Source organism: Ancylobacter dichloromethanicus, from assembly GCF_018390645.1.
GTDB classification, from domain to species: Bacteria; Pseudomonadota; Alphaproteobacteria; order Rhizobiales; family Xanthobacteraceae; genus Ancylobacter; species Ancylobacter dichloromethanicus.
This window is the reverse complement of sequence record NZ_JAHBGC010000005.1, coordinates 133,606-157,133: the sequence shown is the minus strand read 5'-3', so window position 1 is coordinate 157,133 and position 23,528 is coordinate 133,606. Positions and strand designations below refer to the sequence as shown.

Genomic DNA, 23,528 nt, shown 5'->3' with positions numbered 1-23,528 from the left:
GCGCTATTTCGCCCGCCGTCGGGTGGCCAGCACGTTGCGGATCGAGAAGCTGGAATGGATGCGCAGCACCCCCGGCAGGGTCGAGAGAATCTCGGTGTGGATGCGCTCGAACTCGGCGGCGCTCTCCACCTCCACCCGCAGTAGATAATCCGAGCCGCCGGTCATCAAATAGCATTCCTGGATTTCGGGATGCCGGCGCACCGCGGTCTCGAAGCGGGTGAGATAATCCTCGGTCTGCCGCTCCAGCGTGATGTTGATGATCACGGCCATCGCCGCCTCGCGGGCGGAATGGTCGACCAGCGCGGTATAGCCGCGAATGACGCCGCCATGTTCCAGCAGCCTGATGCGGCGCAGGCAGGAGGAGGCGGACAGCCCCACTTCCTCGGCGATGCGGGCGGTCGGCATGCGCGCGTCGAGCCGCAGCAGGCGCAATATGTTGCGGTCGATAGGGTCAAGCGCGCTCATGAGCGATTCTTCCAGAAGATCGACGATCCTTGCATGAAAGGGTACTTACTGAAAATCTGACGCACGAATCGCCCGGCAGATGCGCGATACCTGCATTATGATTGGTCCTCGTTCGGCAAGCCGCGAGGACGGGTGATGTTCGGCGAGATTTCGGAAGCACAGCGGCAGGCGGCAGATGCCGCGCCGGGCGTCCTGACGGTCGATCTTGCCGCGCTTGCCGCCAATTACCGGCTTCTGTGCCGGCAGACCGGCCCGGCGCGGGTGGCCGGGGTGGTGAAGGCGGACGCCTATGGCCTCGGCGCCGCCCGCGTCGCTCCCGCACTCTACGCTGCAGGCTGCCGGGATTTCTTCATCGCGCAGTTCGGCGAGGCACTCGATCTGCAGCCTGTACTTGCAGCGGACGCGCAGTTGTACGTGCTCAACGGCCTGCAGCCCGGCGCCGAACCCCGTTGCGCTGAAGCCGGCATTATCCCGGTGCTCAACAGCCTGGAGCAGCTCGACAACTGGTCGCGCCTTGCCCTGGCGCGCGGCGTCATCCTGCCCGCCCTCCTCCAGTTCGATACCGGCATGTCACGCCTCGGTCTGTCGCCGGAAGAGGTTGAATTGCTTGCGGAATCACCCGTGCGTCTGGCCGGCATCAAGGTTCTCCATGTGATGAGCCATCTCGCCAGCGCCGACGATCCCTTGAGCGCGCAGAACGCCGAGCAGCTTGTCGCCATGCGCCGCTTCGCCGCCCGTTTTCCCGGCGCCACCCCGAGCTTCGCCAATTCCGGCGGCCTGTTCCTTGACGCCGACTATCACGGCGCGCTGGTGCGCCCCGGCATCGCGCTCTATGGCGGCGCGCCGAACCTCGCCCGCCCCAACCCGATGCAACCCGTAGTCCGGCTCGACCTGCGGGTGATCCAGACCCGCACTGTGCCGGCCGGCACGCGGATCGGCTATGGCGGCACCCATGTGACCCGTTCCGAGCGCCGGCTCGCCACCCTCGCCGCCGGCTATGCCGACGGGCTGCCGCGGAGCCTGAGCGACCGCGGCGCGGCCTATGCCGGCGCCACCCGCCTGCCGATCGTCGGCCGGGTCTCGATGGACAGCCTCACGGTCGACGTCACGGCGCTGCCGCCCGGCGCGCTCCGCCTCGGCAGCCTGGTGGAGATGATCGGGCCGCACCAGACGCTCGACGCCCTCGCCTCGGACGCCGGCACCCTCTCCTATGAGATTCTCACCGGCCTCGGGGCGCGCTTCCACCGCCTCGCGCGTTGAGCGGAACGACAGGACATACGCATGAAGATCGTCGTTCTCGGTGCCGGCGTGATCGGCGTCACCTCCGCCTATTACCTCGCACGCGCCGGCCATGAGGTCACCGTTCTGGACCGCCAGCCGGGCCCGGCGCTGGAGACCAGCCATGCCAATGCCGGCGAGGTCTCGCCCGGCTATTCCTCGCCCTGGGCGGCGCCCGGCATTCCTATGAAGGCGCTGAAATGGCTGTTCATGAAGCGCGCGCCGCTGGTCATCCAGCCGATGGCGGACCTCGCCACCTGGCGCTGGATGCTGGCGCTGCTCGGCAATTGCACGCAGGCCCGCTATGCGCTCAACAAGGGCCGGATGGTGCGCCTCGCGCAATACAGCCGCGACTGCCTGATTGCGCTGCGCACTGAAACCGGCATCTCCTATGACGCGCGCATGCAGGGCACGCTGCAGGTTTTTCGCACGCAGAAGCAGCTCGACGGCATCGGCAAGGACGTCGAGATCCTGGCCGGGGATAGCGTGCCGTTCGAGGTGCTGGACCGCGCCGGCTGCGTCGCCGCCGAACCGGGCCTCGCGCCCTCGGCGGACAGGATCGTCGGCGGGCTGCGGCTGCCGACCGACGAGACCGGCGACTGCTACAAATTCACCGCCGCGCTGGCAAGCCTGTGCGAGGGGCTCGGCGTGCGCTTCCGCTACGGCCTCGACATACGCGGCTTGCAGCTCTCCGGCGGCCGGATCGAGGCGGTCGCCACCGCCGACGGCGCCATCGCCGCCGATGCCTTCGTGGTGGCGCTGGGCAGCTACGCGCCGGCCCTCCTCGCCCCCCTCGGGCTCGACCTGCCGGTCTACCCGGTGAAGGGCTATTCGCTCACCGTGCCGATCATCGACGAGGCGCGCGCGCCGGTCTCCACCGTGATGGACGAGACCTACAAGGTCGCCATCACCCGGCTGGGGGATCGCATCCGCATCGGCGGCATGGCGGAGATCGCCGGCTTCAATCTCGACCTGCCGCCCTCCCGACGGGCGACGCTGGAGCATTCGGTGGAAGAGCTGTTCGGCGGTGCCGGCGATCAGCGCCAGGCGACCTTCTGGAGCGGGCTGCGGCCGATGACCCCGGACGGCACGCCGGTCGTCGGGCCGACGTGCTACGCCAACCTGTTCCTCAACGGGGGCCACGGCACGCTCGGCTGGACCATGGCCTGCGGCTCCGGCCGCGTGCTCGCCGACCTCATGAGCGGCCGGGAGCCGGAGATCGCCAGCGACGACCTCGCGCTCTCGCGCTATGGCCGCTAGGCTCCGATGGAGCAGCGGGGATGACGGCGCATGACCACGAGCGAGACCTATCGGCCCGGCAGCGGCGACCTGCTTCTCGTGGTCGATCCGCAGAATGATTTCTGCCCCGGCGGCCGCCTCGCCGTGCCGGGGGGCGACGAGGTGGTGCCGGTGGTGAACCGGCTTGCGCCTCATTTCGCCCATGTGGTGCTGACGCAGGACTGGCATCCGCGCGGTCATCTGTCCTTCGCCACCTCCCACCCCGGCGCCCGCCCGTTCGAGACCATCGAGGTCGCTTATGGCGCGCAGATCCTGTGGCCGGAACATTGCGTGCAGGGCACGCGCGGGGCGGCGTTCCGCGACGATCTCGACATTCCCCATGCCCAGCTCGTGCTGCGCAAGGGCTACCACCCGACGATCGATTCCTACTCGGCCTTCTACGAGAACGACCGCCGCACCGCGACCGGCCTCGCCGGCTATCTGCGCGAGCGCGGGCTGCGCCGCGTCTTCCTGGCCGGCCTCGCCTTCGATTTCTGCGTCCGCTATTCCGCAGAGGATGCCCTCCACAGCGGCTTCGAGGTGGTGGTGGTCGACGACGCCTGCCGCAGCATCGATGTCGACAGCTCGGAGGCGGCGACCCGGGCGCAGTTCCAGACGCTCGGCATCGCCTGCGCGCAGTCTTCCGCAATCCGGGGCGGTGCTGAGCGCTGACGACCGACGCTGACGGCCGCGCGCCCGCGCATCGCCGCCACGCCCGGCATTGCCACGGCGCACGGCGCGGCGACGGGCGCGGCGACGGGCGCGGCGGATTATCGTGCCATGCCGCTGGCCATTGCTAATGCCGGCCCTAGAGTCTCATCGGTCACAGGAGGCGCGACATGCAGGCGAACATTCCCCCGGCCGCCGACAGCGACGATGAGTCCCCGCTCTCCATCTCGCCGGAGAAGGTGTGCTTCATCATCGTCAAGGCGCGTGAATTCGACGTGAAGGACGAGGTGACGGAACCCGACCCCGGCTCCAACCCTTCCGATGACGGCGACATCGAGGTGCTGGAGGACCATGGCGACGATCCGGTGGAAGAGGAGTTGGCCAGCTTCATCGACGCCCTGACGCAGGACGAGCAGATCGACCTCGTGACCCTCGCCTGGCTCGGCCGCGACGATTACGTCGCCGACGACTGGGCGGATGTGCGCGAGGAAGCGGCGCAGGCCTATAATCGCCGGACCGCCGACTATCTGCTCGGCCTGCCGTTGCTGAGCGATTTCCTTGAAGAGGGACTGTCCCTGCTCGGCTATTCCTGCGAGGAATTCGAGGAAGGACGGCTCTAGCACCGGCGCGACGGCCGGAGCGAGCCGCCGCACGGAAGAGCGATGGCGCACATTCTCGTCGTCGGCAGCGTCAATGTCGATCGCCTCTGGCGGCTCGACGCGCCGCTGCGGGCCGGCGGCCGGCTGACCCGGCACGATCTCGTGCTTCGCCTCGGCGGCGGCGGTTTCAACACCGGCGCCGCGCTGCTTGCGCTCGGCCATCGCGTCACCCTCGCCGCAACGCTCTCGACCGATGCCGCCGGCGCGGCCTGCCGGGCCCGGCTGGAGGCGATGGGCTTCGACCTCACCCATCTGCGCACCGGCGAGGAGCCGACGGTGCCGCTGGATATCCTCATCGACCCCGCCGGCGAGCGGACCATCATTGCCCCCGCCACCACGGAATCGCGCCGGCTCACCGCCTTGCCGCCGCTCGCCGCCGACATCGCCTATGTCAATATCCGCCGCGCCGCGCCGGCGGTGCTGGAGGCGCTCGCCGCGCGCATGCCAGTGATGGCGCAGGTGCCGCTGGAGCGCACCGAGCGACGTCCGGCGCAGGTGCTGGTCGCCTCCGCTTCCGACCACGCGCTGTTCGCCGGTGCCGACGCCTTCCGGCAGGCGCGGGAGATCGGCGGGCCGGCTCTCGCCGCGCTGGTGCTGACCGACGGGGCGCGGCCGGTGCAACTGCACGAAGCGGAGGCGCGGCGCCTCATCGCGGTGCCGCCGCTGGCCGCTCCGGCCGACACGACCGGCGCGGGCGACGCCTTCGCCGCCGGTTTCATCGATGGCTGGCTGGCCGGCGAGGTGGCACAAGCGGCGGTGCGGCGCGGCAACGAAATCGCCGCGCGCAAGCTCACGGCCGGCGAAGGCTTCGAGCGCCCGCCGCCGCTGCCTTTGACCACGGTTCTGGCGGCGGCCGACTGACCCGCGTCAAGGAAGACAGCCTTCGCCGTGGTAAGCTGGCCGCGGTGCCGGGACGGGTTCCACCCGCGCCGGCAAAGGAGGAAACATGTCGCCTTACGCGCCGTTCCCCGACCCGTTCGCCGGCCTGCGCACGGCTCAGGCCGGGGCGATGGAACAGTGGCGCCAGATGCAGGTCCGCTCGCTCGACCTGCTCGGCTATGGCGTCGCCGAGCATCCCTACGAGATTGCCGCCGACGCCCCGCTCTGGCGCTTGCGACGCTACCGGGGCACGGCCGCGAACCCGCGCCCGGCGCTGCTCATGGTGCCGGCCCCGATCAAGCGCCCCTATGTGTGGGACCTGACGCCCGAGGTCAGCGTGGTGCGCTTCTGCCTCGAGCGCGACATGGACGTCTTCCTTGCCGACTGGCGCCCGCCGGTCGAGGGAGGCCCGCCGCACGGGCTGGAGGATTATGCGCGCGCCATTCTCGCCGCCGCCGCGGCGGTGGCCCGTGAGAGCGGGCAGGTGCCGGTCGTCATCGGCCATTCGCTCGGCGGCACGCTGGCCGCCATCGCCGGCGCGCTGGAGCCGGAGCGGCTGCGCGGCCTCGTCGTTCTGGCCTCCCCGCTCAGCTTCGCGGCGGGGTCGAGCGCCTTTCGCGACAGCGTGGTGGCGCACGAGGATCACACGCCTGCTGACGGCCTCGTGCCCGGCGCAAGGCTGGCGCAATCCTGCGCGCTGCTGGCGCCGGGCACCTTCGTCTGGTCGCGCTGGATGGATGGCGCGCTCAGCCTCGCCGACCCGGCGGCGCTCGCGCTGCATCTGCGGATCGCCCGCTGGGCGCTCGACGAGGTGCCGCTGGCCGGCTGCCTGGTTCACCAGATGGTGGAATGGCTTTACCGCGAGGACCGCTTTGCCGGAGGCAACCTTGCCGTGGGCGGGCGCAGGCTCGGGCCGACCGATCTGCACCTGCCGGCGCTGGCGGCGGTCAACACGGCCGACGAGATCGGCCCGCGCGCCGCCGTGGCGCCGTTCTTCGCGCGGATGGCCCCCGGCAGCACGTCGATCATCGAGCACCCCGCCGAGATCGGCGTCGGGCTGCAGCACCTCGCCATCCTCGCCGGACGGCAGGCGCACAGGCTGGTCTGGCCGCGCATCGCCGACTGGATCGCCGCCCGCGCCTGACGGCCCGCCCCGCTGCGTCGAGGCGGAGCCCCCGTCTCACGCCTTTGGCCGTCTCACGCCTCGTCCGGGAAGTTGGCGTCGAGTTCGTCCAGCCACAGTTGCACCCCGGCATCGGACGGTGCGCGCCAGTCGCCGCGCGGCGAGAGCGAGCCGCCGGAAGTGATCTTCGGCCCGTTGGGCAGCGCCGAGCGCTTGAACTGGTTGGCGAAGAAGCGCTTGAGGAACAGTGCCAGCCAGTGCCTGATCTCGGTGCGGGAATAGGCGCGCCGGTCCTCCGCCGGGATGTTGGCCGGCCAGGCGCCGCGCGAGGCGTCTCCCCAGGCGCGTGCGGCGAGATAGGCGATGCGCGAGGGGCGGAAGCCGTAGCGGGTGAGGTAATACAGGTTGAAGTCCTGCAGCGCGTAAGGCCCCACCACCTGCTGGGTCGACTGGATGGTCGCGCCCGCTTCCGCCGGCACAAGTTCGGGCGAGATTTCGGTGGCCAGCACCGCCTCCAGCGCCCGCGCGGTCGCGGCCGAGACGTCGCCGGAAGCGGCGACGAAGCGGATGAGGTGCTGGATCAGCGTCTTCGGCACCGAGGCATTGACGTTGTAGTGGGACATGTGGTCGCCGACCCCATAGGTGCACCAGCCGAGCCCCAACTCGGAGAGATCGCCGGTACCGACCACCAGCCCACCCTGCTGATTGGCGAGGCGGAACAGGTAGTCGGTACGCAACCCCGCCTGCACGTTCTCGAAGGTGACATCGTAGACTGGCTCGCCTCTCGCGAAGGGGTGGCCGAGATCGGCCAGCATCTGCCGCGCCGCCGGACGGATGTCGATCTCGCCGCCGGTGACGCCCAGCGCCTCGATCAGCGCCAGCGCATTGGCGCGGGTGGCGTCGGAAGTGGCGAAGCCCGGCAGCGTATAGGCCAGCACGTCGTTGCGCGGGCGCCCCAGCCGGTCCATCGCCCGCACCGTCACCAAGAGCGCCTGGGTCGAATCGAGCCCGCCCGAGACACCGATCACCGCCCGCCGGACGCCGGAGGAGGCAAGGCGCTGCGCCAGCCCCTGCACCTGGATATTGTAGGCCTCGTAGCAATCCTCGGCGAGCCGTTCGGAATCGGCCGGCACATAGGGGAAGCGCTCGATGAGCCGTTCCAGCGCCACCGGGGCCGCCGGCGCGCCAAGGCTGAAGCCGACCTTGCGGAAATCGCCCGCCGCCTCATCCCGCGCGCAGTCGCCGAAGGTGTTGGTGCGCATGCGCTCCTGCCGCAGGCGCTCCAGATCGACATCGGCGGCAAGCAGCGTCGCCCGGTCAGGAAAGCGCTCGCTCTCGCCGAGCATCTCGCCATTCTCGAAGATCGCCGCCTGCCCGTCCCAGGCGAGATCGGTGGTGGATTCGCCCGGCCCGGCGGCCGAATAGGCATAGGCGGCGAGGCAGCGGGCGGAATGACTGGCGCAGAGCAGCCGGCGATGGCGCGCCTTGCCGATGGTGATGTTGCTGGCCGAGAGATTCAGCAGCACTTCCGCCCCGGCCAACGCGCCGCGGGTGGAGGGCGGCAGAGGCACCCACAGATCCTCGCAGATCTCGACATGGAAGGTGAAGGGCACCTCGCCCCCGGAACGGAACAGCAGATCGGTGCCGAAGGGCGCTTCCACGCCCGCCACCGCGATCATGCCCGATGTGCCGAGGCCGGGGGTGAAGTGGCGGCGCTCGTAGAATTCGCGATAATTTGGCGGGTAGCTCTTGGGCACCACGCCGAGAACCACGCCGCAATGGATCACCACCGCCGTATTGTAGAGCTGCCCCTCCCGCCGCAGCGGGGCGCCGACCACGAGCACGGGGAAAAGAGCGCGCGAGGCGGCGGCGAGGTCGCCGATCGCCGCCTCCACCCGGTCGAGCAGCGCGTCCTGGAACAGCAGGTCGTCAATGGCATAGGAGGACAGGCCGAGTTCGGGAAACAGCAGCACGCCGACGCCGCGCGCGTCCGCCGCGCGCGCCAGCGCCAGATGCTCGGCAAGCGCGAAGCCGGGGTCGGCCACGCGCCCACGCGGCACGCCGGTGCCGACCCGCAGGAAGCCGTGGCGATAGAGACAATGCGAATCGGCCATTACGCCCTCATCATTGCGGAAGCAGGCTGATATTTAACCGCTCATGTGCTGCGAACCAGCAAAAGCCACATCGCACGCCGGCCGAATCCAGCCGCCGCTCCCAGCCGACGCCTTGGCGAGGTGGATGACGGCCGCCCCGGTGCGGGCCGGCGCGGCGGCGCTGCTGGCCGCCGTGGCCAGCCTGCTCGCGCCGGACGCGCGTGCAGGCGATATCCCGACATCGCTCACTGAGCGCTACGTGCGCGCGTGCAAGGCGCAAGGGCCGGGCTTCATGTACATTCCCGGCTCCGACACCTGCCTGCGGCTCGGCGGCTATCTGTGGAACGAGACCTACTCCAACAGCTACACCGACTATCCCGCCGCCAATGCCCGCACCTACTGGGTCTCGACCTTCGGCCTGCTGACCGATGCGCGCACCCGGACCGAATACGGCACGCTGCGCTCCTACACCGATCTGCGGATCATCTGGCGTACGGCCGAGCCGTGGGGCGAAGGACGGGAGAACGGGGCCGATTTCCAGCCCTATGACATGCATATCGAGTTCGCCGGCTTCACCTTCGGCTATACGCAGTCCTTCTTCGACTTCTACGCCAACGCCGATGTCATGGGCACCGACCCGGCCACCGTCGGTGACCAGACCCAGCTTCCCGTGCTCGGCCACAGTTGGAGCCTGCCGCACGGGTTCGCTGCCCAGCTCTCGCTGGAAGGATCGAGCGCGCGCGATCAGGGCATCCTGCCGGTGGTGGCGAGCCCCGGCCCGACCCTCGACGACGACGCAGACACCGGCGGGACGACCCGCTGGCCCGAGATTGTCGCCACCTTCGGCCAGAGCGGCGACTGGGGGGACTTCCTGCTGTCGGGCGCCCTGCACCAGATCGCGCAGGCGCCGGTCAGCGAGCGGATCGGCGCCTCGACCGATGACTGGGGCTACGCGCTGCAGGCCGGCGTGATGTTCAACCTGCCCTTCATAGCCACCGGCGACACGCTGTACCTTCAGGCCGCCTATGCCGACGGGGCCACCTCCTATCTCGGCCTCATCGACCCGAGCGGCCGGTTCGATGCCCCCGACGCCTTCCAGCGCCTCGACGGCTCGCTCGCCAGGGTGCGCGGCTGGAGCGTGGTCAGCCAGTATCTGCACAATTGGAGCCCGCGCTGGAACTCGGCAGTGTTCGGCGGCTATGGACGCTTCGACATCGCCGACCCGCTGGCGCAGATCACCTATGGCACCTCCGGCATCGGCAACTGGAACGTCGGCGCCAACCTCAACTGGACGCCGGCCGGCCCGTTCACCGTCACGCTGCAATATGACTACAACCTCTACAGCGCCGACGATTTCCGGCCGAGCGCGAACGGCCTGCCGCTCGCCTCGCAGGCCGCCAACCAGATCATGCTGATGTTCGCCGCCACCTTCTGAGGCGCGCCGGCAGCCGCGCGTCAGGCGGTGCCCATCTCGTCCAGCGCCATCGGCGATTCCGGCAGCACCTGGCCGCCGTCGATCACCATGCCCTGCCCGGTGATGTAGCCGGCCTCCTCGCTGGCGAAGAACAGCGCGGCATTGGCGATGTCGAACACGCTGCCGAGCTTTTTCATCGGCACGCAGGCGGCGGTGGAGGCGATATAGGCCTCACCCATGCCCTCCATGCCCTCGGTGAGAATGTTGCCCGGCATCACCGCGTTGACGGTGATGTTCCACGGCGCCAGCTCGATCGCCGCCGTGCGCATGAAGCCCATCTGCCCGGCCTTGGAAGCACCGTAATGGGTCCAGCCGGGAAAGCCGGTGATCGGCCCGGTGATCGAGGAGGTGATGACGATGCGGCCCTTCTTCGCCGCCTTCATCGCCGGTAGCACGGCGGAGACGGAGAGGAAGGTGCCCTTGAGATTGGTGCCGATGACATGGTCGAAATCCTCGCCCGTCATGGCACCGAGCTTGGCGGCCGGGAAAATACCGGCATTGGCGCAGAGAACGTCGATGGCGCCATAGCGCTCCAGCGCCGCCTGCGCCATCGCCGCCATATCGTCCGCCTTCGTCACGTCGGCGGCGAAGGCGGAGGCGTTGGGTCCGATTTCGGCGGCGACCTTCTCGGCCTCGGCGAGCGCGCGGCTCACCACCAGCACGTTGAGCCCGGCCTGGCCGAAGCGCAAGGCGAGGCCGCGCCCGATCCCCTTGCTGGCTCCAGTGACGATGACGGTCTTGCCTTCAAGCGACGTGAACATAAGCGGCTATTCCCGATTGATCTCTGGAGTTTATTGCGCGGCAAAGTATACCGCCGGCGACCGGCGTGCCGTCAAAACAGGCTGCCTGCCTTTTCATCAGGTTGAGCCGCAAATTTGGTGTTGTAAAGCCCAAATCCAGATGTTTAGGATCACACATAATCCAACATTTCTCCCACATCCGCCCCACGCCGGATGACGAATGAATGCGCGGCCGCCCAAGGTTCCGCGCCAACAATCCAGAGGGACTTCGAGATGGCGCATATTTCGAGAAGGTCGGTCTTGCAGGGCATGGGAGCGGGCCTTGGCGCGCTCGCCGCCGCCGGTCCGCTGTTCAACGCCAACAAGGCGTTCGCGGCGCGCGAGAAGGAGCTGAACATCCTGTGCTGGGAGGGCTACAACTCGGCCCAGGTGCTCGACCCGTTCCGCTCCAAGACCGGGGCGACGGTGAAGGCGGAGAGCCTCACCAACGACCCCACCATGATCAACCGGCTGCGCGCCGGCGAGGTCAATACCTGGGACCTGATCAACGTCAACAATCCCTGGGCGCGCAAGGTGATGCTGCCCGAGAAGCTGATCAAGCCACTGCCCAAGGCCGAGTTCGAGCCGTTCTTCGAGACCATGCTGCCCATGTTCAAGCCGCCCTACAAATGGGCGATGAGCGAGAACGGCTCCGAGCTGATCGGCATGGCCCAGCGCTTCGGGCCCTACAGCTATGTCGTCAACACCGACAAGGTGAGCCGCAAGACGGCGGAAGACACCGGCTGGGATCTGTTCAACGATCCCGCCCTCGCCGGCAAGTATGGCATTCTCGAATCCGACGACTGGAACGTCTTCAACATCTTCATCATCGCCGGCATCGACCCGTTCAAGACCCACACGCCGGATGAACTGGCCAAGTTCGAGGAGACCGCCAAGCGCGTTTTCAAGGGCGCCAAGCTGATCGGCGACATCGCCTCAATGAACCAGGCACTGATTTCCGGCGAGATCGACCTGCACATGACCGGCGGCACCTATTCGGTCTCCCCCGCCCGCGCCGACGGCTACCCGAATCTGCGCGGCATCACCCCGCTCAAGGGCCCGCTGCCCGGCGGCAAGGGTGGCATCGCCTGGATCGAGATCACCTCGACGGTGAACAACCCCAACCTGTCGCCGCTGGCGCTCGACTTCCTGAAATATGTGCAGGCGCCCGACGTCGCGCACACCGTGGCCTTCGCCGAGGGCACGTTCAACCCGGTCTCGCAGATGGGCAACAAGGCCTGCTTCGACCTCTTCACCAAGGATGAGCTGGACGCCATCCAGTGGGACAGCCTGCAGGAGGAGATGGACCGCTCGGCCGAGTACGACATCGTGCCCGACTACGACAAGGCGCTCGATCTGATGAACGCCGCCAAGCGCCTGCGGGGGTAGGGCGCTCCGCCGTGAAGGTGGCCTCCTTCTGCGTGCTTCGAGGCGAGGCGTTGCCCCGCACCTCAGCATGACGGGTCGCGATAGACCCTCGTCATCCTGAGGTGCCCGGCGCCCAGCGTCGGGCCTCAAAGGACGCACACGGCGCCCGCCCGCGTCTCTCCATCGCTTTCCCCGCCGGCGACCACACGCCCCGACCCATGACGGAAGACCTGATGCTCCTGACCTCGCCGGCTGCCCTTCCCGACCCCGCATCGCCGCCGAAGCCGATCCTCCAGCTTGTCGGCCTGCGCAAGAGCTTCGGCGGATTCGATGCCGTCCAGGGCATCGATCTCGACGTGCGCGAGGGCGAGTTCCTCACCATTGTCGGCCCCTCCGGCTCGGGCAAGACGACGCTGCTGCGCATGCTCGCGGGCATGGATACGCCGAGTGAGGGCAACATCACGCTGCATGGCGAGCTGATCAACGACGTGCCGCCGAACAGGCGGCCGACCTGCCTCGTGTTCCAGTCGCTTGCCCTGTTCCCGCACAAGAGCGTGGGCGAGAACATCGCCTTCCCGCTCAAGGTGAAGGGCGTCGACGCGGCCGCCCGCAAGGCGCGGGCGCTGGAGCTGATGCGTGTGGTGCGGCTGCCGGAAAGCTATTTCGACAAGAACGTGATGAAGTGCTCCGGCGGCGAGCGCCAGCGCGTCGCATTGGCCCGGGCGCTGGCCTATGACCCCGAGGTCCTGTTCTTCGACGAGCCGCTCTCGGCCATCGACTACAAGCTGAAGAAGACGCTGGAAAAGGAACTGAAGGACCTGCACCGGGAAACCGGCAAGACCTTCATCTACATCACCCATTCGCTGGAGGAGGCGATGGTGATGAGCGACCGCATCGGCGTCATGCGCGCCGGCCGTCTGGTCCAGGTCGGCACGCCGGAGGAGATCTATGGCGCCCCGGTCGATCGCTTCGTCTGCGAATTCGTCGGCGAGGTGAACACATTCCAGGTAAAGCGCGGCCCGGACGGGGCGTGGAACGGCACCGACGTGCCCGGCACCTTCACCCTGCAGCCCCCGGCCAGCGGCGCGGTGCTCGACGAGGCCTTCGTAGTGGTGCGTCCGGAATTCATGCGCATCCTCGCCCCCGGCGAGAGTGCCGACAACAGGCTGGAGGGCGTCGTCTACAACGAGTATTCGCTTGGCTCGCGCATCCAGTACCAGGTGCGCGTCGGGGCGAAAGTCATGCTGGTCGAGTTGTCGCGCGGGCGCGCTTTGCCTTCCAGCGCCGACCGCCGGGTGACGCTCGGCTGGGACGCTGCCGACGCCTTCACGCTGGAGAGCTGAGCATGGCCGATCTCGCCATCGCCCATCCCGAGCGGCAGGCCGCAGCGGAAAGCCCGGCGCAGCTTCGCCAGGACCGGCTGCTGTCGGTCGGCGCCCGCTGCGCGCTCCCCGTCGCGCTGCTGCTCGGCATTGGCTTTCTCGCGCCGTTGGTGGCGATCCTTGGCTACGCCTTCGCCACGCCGCGCAGCTTCGATGTGTTCTCCAGCTTCACCCTGGCCAATTTCGCCACCCTGTTCGACCCCGCCAACACGGTGTGGCTGTCCTTCTTCTGGTCGTGTGGGCTGGCGCTGTTCACCGTCGCTATTCTGGCGGTCGTTGCCTATCCCATCGCCTATGGGCTCAACATGGTGTTCGGGCGCTGGTCGGCGCTGATCAGCGTGCTGTTCGTGTTCCCGCTCTTCGTCTCGGAGAATGTGCGCCTGTATGGCTGGGTGCTGTTCTACATCCGGAACGGCGTGCTCGACGGCTCGCTGAAGTGGCTCGGCCTGCCCGGCGGGCCGGAGGTGCTGTACACGCCCGGCATCACCCTGTTCGGCATGGTCTACACCTACCTGCCCTTCATGCTGTTCCCGATGACGCTGGGCCTCGCCCTGGTGCCGCGCGACCTCGTCGACGCCGCGCGCGATCTCGGCGCCGGACGGTTGTTCATCTGGCGCGAGATCGAACTGCCGCTCGCCATGCCCGGCATATTGATCGGCATGCTGCTGACCTTCGTGCTCGCCATCGGCGCCACGGCGGAGGCGAAGATCCTCGGCGGGCAGTCGATCATCGTGATTTCGCACGACATCGAGATCGCCTTCACCTATTCGCAAAACTGGCCGTTGGGTTCGGCACTGGCGGTGGTCGTCACTTTCTTCATCGGCGCGCTGACCCTTTTCGCCCTGTCGAAGCTCGACCTCGACCGCATGCTGGGGAAGCGCTGAGCCATGGAACACAGGCGAACCAAGGCGGCCATCTGGGCCTGGACGCTGTTTGTCCTCGTCGCGATCTACCTGCCGATCGTCTGCGGGGCGCTGGCGAGCTTCAACAAGAGCCGCTATTTCGGCTTCCCCATCAGGACCTACGCCACTGAATGGTGGCAGAAGACACTGGATTCGATCGAGATCGGCATGATCGTGAAGACCTCCATCTCGATCGCGCTCTTGGTGACGGTGTTCTCCGTCGTCATCGCCACCTTCGGGGCGCTGGCCTTCGCCCGCTACGAGTGGAAGGGGCGCAAGCTCTACCAGAAGCTCATCCTGCTGCCGATCTTCTTTCCCCAGCCGGTGCTGGGCCTCGCCATGCTGCTCGGCTTCAACGCGGTCGGCATCCAGACCAGCTGGATGACGGCGGTGTTCGCGCACATGGTGTGGATCGTGCCGGTGGTGACGCTGATCATTGCCATCCAGGTCTATGGTTTCGACGCCTCGCTGGAGGAAGCCGCCTATGATCTGGGCTGCTCGCGGATCCAGGTATTCCGCGAGGTGACGCTGCCGCTGCTGTGGCCGGGCATCTGGTCGGGAATGCTGTTCGCGTTCCTGCTATCCTGGAGCAACTTCCCGCTCTCGCTCTACACGACCGGTGCCGACTCGACGATTCCCGAATGGCTCTACGCCAAGATGGTCGCCGGCTACACGCCGATGGTGCCGGCGCTCGGCACCATGGCGACGCTCGGGGCGGCAGCGCTGCTGCTGGCGGGCGGGCTGGTCGGCATCCTTGCGCGCCGGCGGGCCGCCGCATGAGCACAGACGATGCCATGGCGGTGACCGACCGGCGCCGCCCGCGCCTCGACAAGGCGGCGCGGCACGCGCGCATCCTCGCGGAAATGCGGGCCTCCGCCACGCTGCGGGTCGGCGACCTCGCCACCGAACTCAACGTCTCAACCGAGACCATCCGGCGCGACCTGTTCGAGCTGGGGGAGAAGGGGCTGATCAACCGCACCTATGGCGGGGCGGTGCGGCCCTTCGCCTCCGAACCCTCGGTGACGGAACGGCACGGGCTGATGGTTGCCGAGCGCGAGGCCATCGCCGCGGCGGCGGTGAAGCTGATCAAGCCGAAGGAAGTGATCGCCATCGGCGCCGGCGCCACCACCACCCATGTCGCCCGCCGCATGGCCGCCGCGTGCCGGGACCTCACCGTCATCACCCATTCCTTCTCGGTGGCGACGGTGGTCTCGGCCAACCCGACCATCGATGTCATCATGTGCCCCGGCCGCTACAACGCCCGCGAGGGCATGATGGTCGGGGTCGAGACCGCCGAGTTCCTGCAGAACTACAATGTGAACCGCGCCATTCTCGGTGTTTCCGGCATCACCACGGACGGCCTCGCCGACGCCGAAGCCCCCGCTGCCTGGGTCTACCGGGCGATGATGAACCGTGCGGCGGAAACCATCATCGTGTCCGACCACAAGAAGTTCGACGTGCCCTCGCTGGCGATCTGGGCACGCATTCCCGAGATTCAGCGCCTGGTCACCGACCAGCCGCCGGAGGGCGCGGTCGCGCGCGCGCTCGGGCGGGCGCGGGTCGAGATCACCGTCGCCGACGCCTAGGACACGCCATGACCCAGCCCATGTATGACGACGCCTTCCTGTCGCGGCTCGAGGCGGGGCTGCGCACCGCCCTGCCCCGCTGGGGGTTGTCATCCGAGACGCGGTTGAATTTGCTGACCATTTCCGAGAACGCCACCTTCCGCGCCCATGACCCGGCCACCGTCCGCGAGCTGGTGTTCCGCGTGCACCGGCCCGGCTATCACAGCCGCGACGAGATCGAGTCCGAGCTCGCCTGGCTGGCCGCGCTGGGACGCGAGAAGGTGGTGCCGACCCTGACCCCGGTGCCCCAGACCGATGGCAGGCTCATCGCCGAGATCGGCGATGGTGGCACGATCCGCCACGCCGTGGCGTTCGATTTGGTCGCGGGCCGGGAGCCGGCGGAAGGCGATGACCTCGCCCGCTGGTTCCGCGAACTTGGCGCCATCAATGCCCGGCTTCATCGCCACGCGCGGAGTTGGCAGCGGCCCGAGGGCTTCACGCGCAAGCGCTGGGACTACGACGCCATGCTGGGCGAGGTCCAGCTCTGGGGCGACTGGCGCGCCGGTCTCGGGCTCGACGCGGCGGGCCGCGCCGTGCTTGAGCGCGCCGCGCGGGTGCTGCGCACGCTTCTGGACGATTACGGCACCGGAGAAGACCGTTTCGGTCTGGTCCATGCCGACATGCGGGTCGCCAACCTGCTGGTCGACGGTGAGACGCTCTCGGTGATCGATTTCGACGATTGCGGCTTCAGCTGGTATCTCTACGACTTCGCGGCGGCGATCAGCTTCAGCGAGCACGAACCCTTCGTTCCCGCGCTTCAGGCGGCCTGGATCGAAGGGTATCGCAGCGTGGCGCCGCTCAGCGACGAGGACTGCGCCATCCTGCCGGTCTTCATCATGCTGCGCCGCATGCTGCTCACCGCCTGGATCGCCTCGCATGCGGAGACCCCGACGGCGCAGGCCATGGGAGAGGGCTACACCCGGGGCACGGTCGAACTCGCCCGTGTCTTTCTTGATCGCTACGAGGTGGATGGCCGCGACGCGGGCCTCTCCGCCACCTCAGCCGGGAGGGTCGCCTCGTGAAGAGCCAGGAATTGCAGATCCTCTCGCTGAATGCCTTTTCCGATGCCACCGGCCCGATGGCGCCGGACGTGGCGGCGCTGGTGGAGCGCCGGCGGCGCAGCTTCGGCGCCGGCTCGGTGCTGTTCTATGACGAGCCGCTGCGCATCGTGCGGGCGGAAGGGGCCTATCTGCATGCCTCGGACGGGCGGGCCTATCTCGACTTCTACAACAATGTTCCCACCGTCGGGCACTGCCACCCCAAGGTGGTGGAGGCGGTTCGTGCCCAGATCGGCGAATTCAACATCCATTCGCGCTATCTGTTCGACGTGGCCCACGACTACGCCGAGAAACTGCTCGCCACCTTTCCGGCGGCGCTGAGCAATGTCGTGCTCACCTGCACCGGCAGCGAGAGCAACGACTTCGCCCTGCGGCTCGCCCGCAAGGTGAGCGGGGGCGAGGGCATCGTCGTCACCCGCACCGCCTATCACGGCAACACCGCGGCGGTGACCGAGGTCTCTCCCTCCTCCTACAAGACGGGGGCGCCGCCGCGCCATGTGCGCATGGTGCCGGCGCCCGATCCGGCGCTGTTCGGCAATGATGTGGCGCAGGGCTTCGCCGACGCGGTGCGGGCCGAGATCGCCGCGCTGGAGGCGGACGGCATCGGCTTCGCCGGACTGCTGGTCGACACCATCTTCTCGTCGGATGGCGTCTATGCCGACCCGCCCGGCTTCCTGAAGGCGGCGGTCGAGGTGGCGCGCGCCGCCGGCGGGCTGTTTATCGCCGACGAGGTTCAGCCGGGCTTCGGGCGCACCGGCGAGGGCATGTGGGGCTTTTCCCGTCATGGCGTGGTGCCTGACATCGTCACCATGGGCAAGCCGATGGGCAATGGCTACCCCATCGCCGGCGTCGTCACCCGGCCGGAGATCCTTTCCGCCTTCTGCGCCGATTTCGGCTATTTCAACACCTTCGCCGGCAGCCCCGCCGCCTGTGCCGCCGGGCTCGCCGTGCTGGAGACGATCGAGGAGGACGGCCTGATCGCCAACGCCGCCCGCGTCGGCCGCCATCTCGACGCAAGGCTGAAGCGGCTGCAGGCACGCGCGCCGATCGCCGCCGTGCGCGGGGCGGGCCTCTATGTCGGCGTCGAGTTCGGTACCGAGCGGGGTCCGGCGCCCGAGATCGCCAAAGGGCTGATCAACGGGCTGCGCCATCACGGCATCCTCATCGGCGCCGCAGGCCGCTATGGCAATGTGCTGAAGATCCGGCCGCCACTATGCGTGACCACCGAACACGTCGACACGCTGGTCGATGCCATGGAAGAACTCCTGGCCTGACGGATGCCACTCACGGCGCAGGCGGCAACACGCCGGCGGCGGTCTCGACGCCCCGCGTCTTTGCCGCTAGGTCTCGATCCTGAGGGCACCGGCCCGGCGCAAGGTGCCTACAGTTGGGAGGACGCACGATGAAGCTGGTTCGCTATGGAGACTTCGGGCGCGAGCGCCCCGGGCTGCTCGACACGGCCGGCGTGCTGCGCGACCTGTCGGCGCACGTGGACGACATCGCCGGCGAGGCCCTGCTACCCGACACCCTTGCCCGTATCCGGGCCATGGACCCCGCCACACTGCCGGCGGTGGAAGGCGCCCCGCGCCTCGGCGCCTGCGTCGGCAGGGTCGGCAAGTTCGTCTGCGTCGGGCTGAACTACACCGACCATGCGCAGGAGGCCGGCATGCCGATACCCGAAGAGCCGGTACTGTTCCTGAAGCCCACCAGTTGCATCGTCGGGCCAAACGACAATGTCGAGATTCCCCGCGGCTCGACCAAGACCGACTGGGAGGTCGAACTCGGCATCGTGATCGGAAAGCCGGCAAAGTATATCGAGGCGAGCGACTCCTACACCCATGTCGCCGGCTATTGCGTGGTCAATGATGTCTCCGAGCGCGCCTATCAGCTGGAGCGTGGCGGCACCTGGGACAAGGGCAAGGGCTGCGACACCTTCGGCCCCGTCGGCCCCTGGCTGGTAACCGCCGACGAAATCCCCGACCCGCAGGCGCTCGACATGTGGCTGGAGGTGGACGGCGTGCGCCGCCAGACCGGCTCGACCCGCACCATGATCTTCGACGTGCCGACCATCGTCGCCTATGTCAGCCAGTTCATGGGCCTGCAGCCCGGCGACATCATCACCACCGGCACCCCGCCGGGCGTCGGGCTCGGCATGAAGCCGCCGGTCTATCTGAAGCCCGGCCAGACCATGCGGCTGTCGGTGGACGGGCTCGGCGTGCAGGAGCAGCGCACCGTCGCGGCGGGCTGAGTTCAAGCCCGCCTTGCGGCAGATCAAGGCGGGACACCACGAAGCGCGCTCTGCTGGCTTCATGCATTTGCCTCATCGGCGGAGGCGGGAGGATGCCATGCAGGATCCCGAATTCTACCAGTGCCTTCGCCAGGCCGTGAAAGGCCAACAGGACGGCACCGATGTCGAGGTCGGCGTCGCCGCCGACAAGCGCATCATCACGCTGACCGGGCGCGTACCCACACGCGGGGCGCAGATCAGCATCGAAGACGCCGTGGAGCGGCTGGCCGGCGATTTCACCGTCGTCAATCTGGTGAAGGTCGAGCCGCAGCTCGGCCGCCCCGCGGCGATGTTCCACTGATAGTCGCAGGTTCGTGCCGCCCTCAGCGGTCGATCATCCGCATCTGGTCTTCCGGGTAGCGCGCGCCTTGCACCGCGACGGCGGCGAGCGCGGCGTCGATGCGCGCCAGTTCCCCCTGCGTCAATACGATCGCCGTGCTGGCGATGTTCTCGTCCAGCCGGTGACGCTTGGTGGTGCCGGGAATGGGCACGATCCACGGCTTCTGCGCCAGCAGCCAGGCGAGCGCGATCTGCGCCGGGCTGGCCGTGCCTTCGCCGTCCGTTCTTGCCGCCGCCGCGTCGCGCAGCACGTCTATCAGCGTCTGGTTGGCGGCGAGCGCTTCGGGTGTGAAGCGCGGCTGGCGCGAGCGCATGTCGCTGCTGGGGAAGGTCGTCGAGGCGTCCATCGCACCGGTGAGGAAGCCGCGCCCCAGCGGGCTGAACGGCACGAAGCCGATTCCGAGTTCCTCCAGCACCGGGAATATCTCCGCTTCCGGCTCGCGCCACCACAGCGAATACTCGCTCTGCAGCGCCGCGACCGCCTGCACCGCGTGGGCCCGGCGGATAGTGCCCGCACCGGCCTCCGACAGGCCGAAATGCAGTACCTTGCCTTCGCGGATCAACGCGCCGACGGTCCCGGCCACCTCCTCGATCGGCACGTCCGGGTCGACCCGGTGCTGATAGAGCAGGTCGATACGGTCGGTGCGCAGCCGCGCCAGCGAGGCCTCCACCACTTCCCTGATATGTTCGGGACGGCTGTCGACGCCAAGCCGCCGGTGCGTGCCGGGCTCGATCTTGAAGCCGAACTTGGTGGCGATCACCACCTTGTCGCGCACCGGCGCCAGCGCCTCGCCGACCAGTTCCTCATTGACGAACGGCCCATAGAACTCGGCCGTGTCGAACAGGGTGACGCCCCGCTCCACGGCACCGCGCAGCAGGGCGATGGCGTCGGCCCTTTCCGGCGCGGTGCCATAGGAAGACGTCAGCCCCATGCAGCCGAGGCCGAGCTCAGAGACCGTCAGGCCGCTGCGTCCGAGGGTGCGTACGCGCATGTGTTTCTCCTTGCCGCCGATGCCGGATGGTCGACCCTAAGACTTGATACCGCGTTCGCGCCGCGGCGGCAGCCCACTCTCGCGTGAGAGCGGGCACGTGATCAAGGCCCCGGCGAAGAGCTTGCACGCCCTACATGTCGGAGGCCGCGAACAGGCCGAGACGGCGCAGCAGCGCCTTTTCCAGCTCCAGCACGATCATCAGCGCCACCCCGACCGCGACGATCAGCACGCCATCGAGCAGGGCGACGGGACGGGTGTCGAACACCGCCTGCATCACCGGCAGGTAGGTGAAGGCGAGCTGCGCGGCGACGATGGCCGCCAGCGCCAGCAGCACCGCCGGGGTGCCCAGCGCCGCGCGCCAGGTGATCGAGGTCATATGCAGGAAGCGGACATTGAACAGATAGAAAATCTCCATCACCACGAGGGTGTTGACCACCATGGTGCGCGCCATCTCCATCTCCTGCCCGCGCCAGACCGCCTGCCCGTAGATGGCGAAGGCGGCAAGGGTGAACAACAGCGAGACGAATACCACCCGCCAGAGCATGAAACGGGTCAGCAGCCCGGCGCGGGCCGGGCGCGGCGGGCGCTGCATGATCCCCGGCTCGGTCGGCTCGAAGGCCAGCGCGAGCCCGAGGGTGGCGCTGGTCGCGAGATTGATCCACAGAATCTGCGCCGCCGACATCGGCATGGCGAGGCCGAACAGGATGGCGCCGACCACCGCCAGCACCTCGCCGCCATTGGTCGGCAGCGTCCACGCGATCATCTTGCGGATATTGTCGTAGACCGTGCGGCCTTCCTTCACCGCGGCGACGATGGAGGCGAAATTGTCGTCGAGCAACACCACTTCCGCCGCCTGCTTGGCCGCCTCCGTACCTTTGTGGCCCATGGCGATGCCGACATCGGCCTGCTTGAGCGAGGGCGCATCGTTCACCCCGTCACCGGTCATCGCCACCACCGCGCCGGTGGATTGCAGCGCCCGCACGATGCGCAGCTTGTTCTCCGGGCTGGTGCGGGCGAACACATCGGTGCGCCGCGCCAGCTCCACCAGATTCCCGTCCGACGCCGCGTCGACCTCGACGCCGGTGGCCACCTCCGGCGTCGCGGCCAGTCCGAGCTGGCAGGCGATGGCGCCGGCGGTCGCCGCATGATCGCCGGTGATCATCTTCACCGCGATACCGGCGCTGCGGCATTCGGCGATGGCGGCGATGGCCTCGGGGCGCGGCGGATCGATGAAGCCGATGAGGCCGAGAAAGTCGAAGCCCTCGCGCACATCGTCAAAGGCGAGCCGCTTCGGCGCGCCGGCAAGCCGCTTCATGGCGAAGCCGAGCACCCGCTCGCCCTGCGCGGCGGCGCGGGCCAGCGCCGCCTCCCACACGCCGCCGCCCGGCGATCCGGAGAGCTTCAGCAGCTCTTCCGGCGCGCCCTTGACGAAGACCAGCGCCTCGCCCTGCAGCCCCCGGTTGAGGCTCGCCATGAAGCGGTAGGCGGCATCGAAGGGAATCTCGTCCTCACGCGCGAAGGCGCCCCGCTCCAGCGCCGGGTTGAGCCCGGCCTTGACCGCGAGCGCCACCAGCGCCCCTTCCATCGGGTCGCCCTCGGCGCGCCAGACGCCGTTCTCGGTGTGCAGATGCGCGTCGTTGCACAGCAGGCCGCAGCGCAGCAGCGCGGCCGCAACCTCGGCCGGGTCGCCGCGCGCGGCGCCGCTCCAGTTCAGCCCGCCGTCCGGGTCGTAGCCGATGCCGGAGACCGCGATCTCGCCGGGCCCGCCCTCGGCGGCCACGACCAGGCGCCGGGCGGTCATCTCGTTACGGGTGAGCGTCCCGGTCTTGTCCGAGCAGATGACCGAAGTCGCCCCCAGCGTTTCCACCGCCGGCAGGCGTCGGATAACGGCGTTGCGCGAGGCCATGCGTCGCACGCCGATCGCCAGCGTGATGGTGATCACCGCCGGCAGCCCCTCCGGCACCGCGCCGACCGCCAGCGCCACCACCGCCATCAGCGCGTCGGTCCAGCCATAGCCCCGCACCGCGACGGCGAACAGGAACAGCGCCGCCGCGCTGGCGATGGCGAGCCAGGTGAAGCGGCGGGCGAAGGCGTCCACCTGCCGCAATAGCGGGGTCGCCAGCGGCTCGACATCGGCGATCAGCCGACCGATGCGACCGATCTGGGTATGCGGTCCGGTGGAGACGACGAAGCCGGCTCCCTGCCCGGCCGCGACGGTGGTGCCGGAGAACGCCATGGAATGGCGGTCGCCGAGCGCCGCGTCCCGCGCCGCCGGCGCCTCGTTCTTGGCGGCGGCGACGGATTCGCCGGTGAGGATCGCCTCGTCGATCAGCATGCCGCGGGCGCGAAACAGCCGCGTGTCCGCCGGCACCCGGTCGCCGGCCTCCAGCAGCACGAGGTCGCCCGGCACCAGTTCGCGGGCCTCGACGCTCTGGCGCCGGCTGGCCCGCACGACATTGGCATGCGGCGAAATCATGTCGCGTATGGCCCGCAGCGCCTGCTCGGCCCGGCCCTCCTGCACGAAGCCAACCAGCGCGTTGACCAGCACCACGGCGATGATCACGCCGGCATCGACATGATGGCCGAGGACCAGCGCCGCCGCCGCGCCGGCAAGCAGGAAATAGATGAGCGCGCTGTTGAACTGCGCCATCAAGCGCGTCAGCGGCGAACGGCCGGCGGTCTCGGGCAGCGCGTTGGGGCCGTGCTCCGCCAGCCGCGCCTGCGCCTGTTCCGGCGTCAGGCCGGCGGTGGAGACGCCGAGGCGCCCGGCCGCCTCCTCATGGGGAATCGCGTGCCAGTCGGTGGTGTGGAAGGCGGGCGATGCGGGGGGAACGGTGGCGGGGGGAACGGCGTCGGGCATTGGTCCGGGGGCGCTCGC

21 protein-coding genes are annotated in these 23,528 nt (G+C 68.7%); 16 read left to right on the top strand and 5 right to left on the bottom strand.

Annotated features, from left to right (window positions below; translation table 11 throughout):
• Positions 1–3 precede the first annotated feature (3 nt).
• Entirely contained in the window at positions 4–465 is a 462-nt protein-coding gene (locus KHC23_RS03220) for an Lrp/AsnC family transcriptional regulator (protein WP_213369456.1), read from the bottom strand.
• 135 nt (positions 466–600) lie between these two features.
• On the opposite strand from KHC23_RS03220, the gene alr reads away from it, so the two are divergent.
• The 6 genes from alr to KHC23_RS03190 all read left to right on the top strand — a co-directional run bounded on the left by alr (position 601) and on the right by KHC23_RS03190 (position 6,372).
• A complete protein-coding gene (gene alr, locus KHC23_RS03215) occupies positions 601–1,725 on the top strand; it encodes an alanine racemase (protein ID WP_213369454.1) in 1,125 nt (374 codons plus the stop codon).
• Between the two features lie 21 nt (positions 1,726–1,746).
• Positions 1,747–3,003, top strand: a complete 1,257-nt coding sequence (locus KHC23_RS03210) for a D-amino acid dehydrogenase (RefSeq protein ID WP_213369452.1) — start codon at positions 1,747–1,749, stop codon at positions 3,001–3,003.
• 30 nt (positions 3,004–3,033) lie between these two features.
• A complete protein-coding gene (gene pncA, locus KHC23_RS03205) occupies positions 3,034–3,693 on the top strand; it encodes a bifunctional nicotinamidase/pyrazinamidase (protein WP_213369451.1) in 660 nt (219 codons plus the stop codon).
• A 167-nt stretch (positions 3,694–3,860) separates the two neighbouring features.
• Complete coding sequence (locus KHC23_RS03200) at positions 3,861–4,310, top strand: DUF3775 domain-containing protein (protein WP_213369449.1); 450 nt, start codon at positions 3,861–3,863, stop codon at positions 4,308–4,310.
• 42 nt (positions 4,311–4,352) lie between these two features.
• Positions 4,353–5,210, top strand: coding sequence for a PfkB family carbohydrate kinase (locus KHC23_RS03195; protein ID WP_213369447.1), 858 nt, complete (start codon positions 4,353–4,355; stop codon positions 5,208–5,210).
• 85 nt (positions 5,211–5,295) lie between these two features.
• A complete protein-coding gene (locus KHC23_RS03190; RefSeq protein WP_213369445.1) occupies positions 5,296–6,372 on the top strand; it encodes an alpha/beta fold hydrolase in 1,077 nt (358 codons plus the stop codon).
• 53 nt (positions 6,373–6,425) lie between these two features.
• Here the strand turns inward: KHC23_RS03190 and KHC23_RS03185 are convergent, their stop codons facing one another.
• Positions 6,426–8,465: an NAD(+) synthase gene (locus tag KHC23_RS03185; protein ID WP_213369443.1), complete on the bottom strand. Its 2,040-nt coding sequence runs from the start codon at positions 8,463–8,465 to the stop codon at positions 6,426–6,428.
• A 124-nt stretch (positions 8,466–8,589) separates the two neighbouring features.
• Here KHC23_RS03185 and KHC23_RS03180 point away from each other — a divergent pair, with 124 nt between their 5' ends.
• The gene (locus tag KHC23_RS03180) at positions 8,590–9,879 is read left to right on the top strand and encodes a porin (protein ID WP_213369435.1); all 1,290 of its coding nucleotides are present in this window, start codon (positions 8,590–8,592) and stop codon (positions 9,877–9,879) included.
• Positions 9,880–9,899: 20 nt separating this feature from the next.
• On the opposite strand, the gene fabG is transcribed toward KHC23_RS03180, so the two are convergent.
• On the bottom strand, positions 9,900–10,679 hold the full coding sequence (gene fabG / locus KHC23_RS03175) for a 3-oxoacyl-ACP reductase FabG (RefSeq protein WP_213369433.1): 780 nt from the start codon (positions 10,677–10,679) through the stop codon (positions 9,900–9,902).
• Between the two features lie 252 nt (positions 10,680–10,931).
• Between fabG and KHC23_RS03170 the strand changes: the two genes are divergently transcribed.
• From KHC23_RS03170 to KHC23_RS03130, 9 genes are all read left to right on the top strand, one after another.
• The gene (locus tag KHC23_RS03170) at positions 10,932–12,086 is read left to right on the top strand and encodes an ABC transporter substrate-binding protein (RefSeq protein ID WP_213369431.1); all 1,155 of its coding nucleotides are present in this window, start codon (positions 10,932–10,934) and stop codon (positions 12,084–12,086) included.
• A 212-nt stretch (positions 12,087–12,298) separates the two neighbouring features.
• Complete coding sequence (locus tag KHC23_RS03165) at positions 12,299–13,408, top strand: ABC transporter ATP-binding protein (RefSeq protein ID WP_213369429.1); 1,110 nt, start codon at positions 12,299–12,301, stop codon at positions 13,406–13,408.
• 2 nt (positions 13,409–13,410) lie between these two features.
• The gene (locus KHC23_RS03160) at positions 13,411–14,331 is read left to right on the top strand and encodes an ABC transporter permease (protein WP_213369427.1); all 921 of its coding nucleotides are present in this window, start codon (positions 13,411–13,413) and stop codon (positions 14,329–14,331) included.
• Positions 14,332–14,334: 3 nt separating this feature from the next.
• Entirely contained in the window at positions 14,335–15,129 is a 795-nt protein-coding gene (locus tag KHC23_RS03155) for an ABC transporter permease (RefSeq protein ID WP_213369425.1), read from the top strand.
• Positions 15,126–15,935, top strand: coding sequence for a DeoR/GlpR family DNA-binding transcription regulator (locus KHC23_RS03150; RefSeq protein ID WP_213369423.1), 810 nt, complete (start codon positions 15,126–15,128; stop codon positions 15,933–15,935). The genes KHC23_RS03155 and KHC23_RS03150 overlap by 4 nt, the downstream gene beginning before the upstream one ends.
• 8 nt (positions 15,936–15,943) lie before the next feature.
• Entirely contained in the window at positions 15,944–16,996 is a 1,053-nt protein-coding gene (locus KHC23_RS03145; protein ID WP_213369421.1) for a phosphotransferase enzyme family protein, read from the top strand.
• 56 nt (positions 16,997–17,052) lie between these two features.
• Entirely contained in the window at positions 17,053–18,306 is a 1,254-nt protein-coding gene (locus KHC23_RS03140; protein ID WP_246544163.1) for an aspartate aminotransferase family protein, read from the top strand.
• A gap of 128 nt (positions 18,307–18,434) precedes the next feature.
• On the top strand, positions 18,435–19,280 hold the full coding sequence (locus KHC23_RS03135; RefSeq protein ID WP_213369417.1) for a fumarylacetoacetate hydrolase family protein: 846 nt from the start codon (positions 18,435–18,437) through the stop codon (positions 19,278–19,280).
• Between the two features lie 97 nt (positions 19,281–19,377).
• On the top strand, positions 19,378–19,620 hold the full coding sequence (locus KHC23_RS03130; RefSeq protein ID WP_213369415.1) for a BON domain-containing protein: 243 nt from the start codon (positions 19,378–19,380) through the stop codon (positions 19,618–19,620).
• A gap of 22 nt (positions 19,621–19,642) precedes the next feature.
• Here the strand turns inward: KHC23_RS03130 and KHC23_RS03125 are convergent, their stop codons facing one another.
• Together KHC23_RS03125 and KHC23_RS03120 are read right to left on the bottom strand one after the other, a co-directional pair.
• Complete coding sequence (locus KHC23_RS03125) at positions 19,643–20,650, bottom strand: aldo/keto reductase (protein WP_213369414.1); 1,008 nt, start codon at positions 20,648–20,650, stop codon at positions 19,643–19,645.
• Between the two features lie 130 nt (positions 20,651–20,780).
• Positions 20,781–23,510 (bottom strand): HAD-IC family P-type ATPase, encoded by a 2,730-nt coding sequence (locus KHC23_RS03120; RefSeq protein ID WP_213369412.1) that lies wholly within the window; start codon positions 23,508–23,510, stop codon positions 20,781–20,783.
• Between the last annotated feature and the right edge of the window lie 18 nt (positions 23,511–23,528).

Bases quoted from the DNA above. Each gene is read 5' to 3' on its own strand.
- KHC23_RS03220 (WP_213369456.1), bottom strand. From the start codon at position 465: ATGAGCGCGCTTGACCCTATCGACCGCAACATATTGCGCCTGCTGCGG.
- alr (WP_213369454.1), top strand. From the start codon at position 601: ATGTTCGGCGAGATTTCGGAAGCACAGCGGCAGGCGGCAGATGCCGCG.
- KHC23_RS03210 (WP_213369452.1), top strand. From the start codon at position 1,747: ATGAAGATCGTCGTTCTCGGTGCCGGCGTGATCGGCGTCACCTCCGCC.
- pncA (WP_213369451.1), top strand. From the start codon at position 3,034: ATGACCACGAGCGAGACCTATCGGCCCGGCAGCGGCGACCTGCTTCTC.
- KHC23_RS03200 (WP_213369449.1), top strand. From the start codon at position 3,861: ATGCAGGCGAACATTCCCCCGGCCGCCGACAGCGACGATGAGTCCCCG.
- KHC23_RS03195 (WP_213369447.1), top strand. From the start codon at position 4,353: ATGGCGCACATTCTCGTCGTCGGCAGCGTCAATGTCGATCGCCTCTGG.
- KHC23_RS03190 (WP_213369445.1), top strand. From the start codon at position 5,296: ATGTCGCCTTACGCGCCGTTCCCCGACCCGTTCGCCGGCCTGCGCACG.
- KHC23_RS03185 (WP_213369443.1), bottom strand. From the start codon at position 8,465: ATGGCCGATTCGCATTGTCTCTATCGCCACGGCTTCCTGCGGGTCGGC.
- KHC23_RS03180 (WP_213369435.1), top strand. From the start codon at position 8,590: ATGACGGCCGCCCCGGTGCGGGCCGGCGCGGCGGCGCTGCTGGCCGCC.
- fabG (WP_213369433.1), bottom strand. From the start codon at position 10,679: ATGTTCACGTCGCTTGAAGGCAAGACCGTCATCGTCACTGGAGCCAGC.
- KHC23_RS03170 (WP_213369431.1), top strand. From the start codon at position 10,932: ATGGCGCATATTTCGAGAAGGTCGGTCTTGCAGGGCATGGGAGCGGGC.
- KHC23_RS03165 (WP_213369429.1), top strand. From the start codon at position 12,299: ATGCTCCTGACCTCGCCGGCTGCCCTTCCCGACCCCGCATCGCCGCCG.
- KHC23_RS03160 (WP_213369427.1), top strand. From the start codon at position 13,411: ATGGCCGATCTCGCCATCGCCCATCCCGAGCGGCAGGCCGCAGCGGAA.
- KHC23_RS03155 (WP_213369425.1), top strand. From the start codon at position 14,335: ATGGAACACAGGCGAACCAAGGCGGCCATCTGGGCCTGGACGCTGTTT.
- KHC23_RS03150 (WP_213369423.1), top strand. From the start codon at position 15,126: ATGAGCACAGACGATGCCATGGCGGTGACCGACCGGCGCCGCCCGCGC.
- KHC23_RS03145 (WP_213369421.1), top strand. From the start codon at position 15,944: ATGACCCAGCCCATGTATGACGACGCCTTCCTGTCGCGGCTCGAGGCG.
- KHC23_RS03140 (WP_246544163.1), top strand. From the start codon at position 17,053: ATGGCGCCGGACGTGGCGGCGCTGGTGGAGCGCCGGCGGCGCAGCTTC.
- KHC23_RS03135 (WP_213369417.1), top strand. From the start codon at position 18,435: ATGAAGCTGGTTCGCTATGGAGACTTCGGGCGCGAGCGCCCCGGGCTG.
- KHC23_RS03130 (WP_213369415.1), top strand. From the start codon at position 19,378: ATGCAGGATCCCGAATTCTACCAGTGCCTTCGCCAGGCCGTGAAAGGC.
- KHC23_RS03125 (WP_213369414.1), bottom strand. From the start codon at position 20,650: ATGCGCGTACGCACCCTCGGACGCAGCGGCCTGACGGTCTCTGAGCTC.
- KHC23_RS03120 (WP_213369412.1), bottom strand. From the start codon at position 23,510: ATGCCCGACGCCGTTCCCCCCGCCACCGTTCCCCCCGCATCGCCCGCC.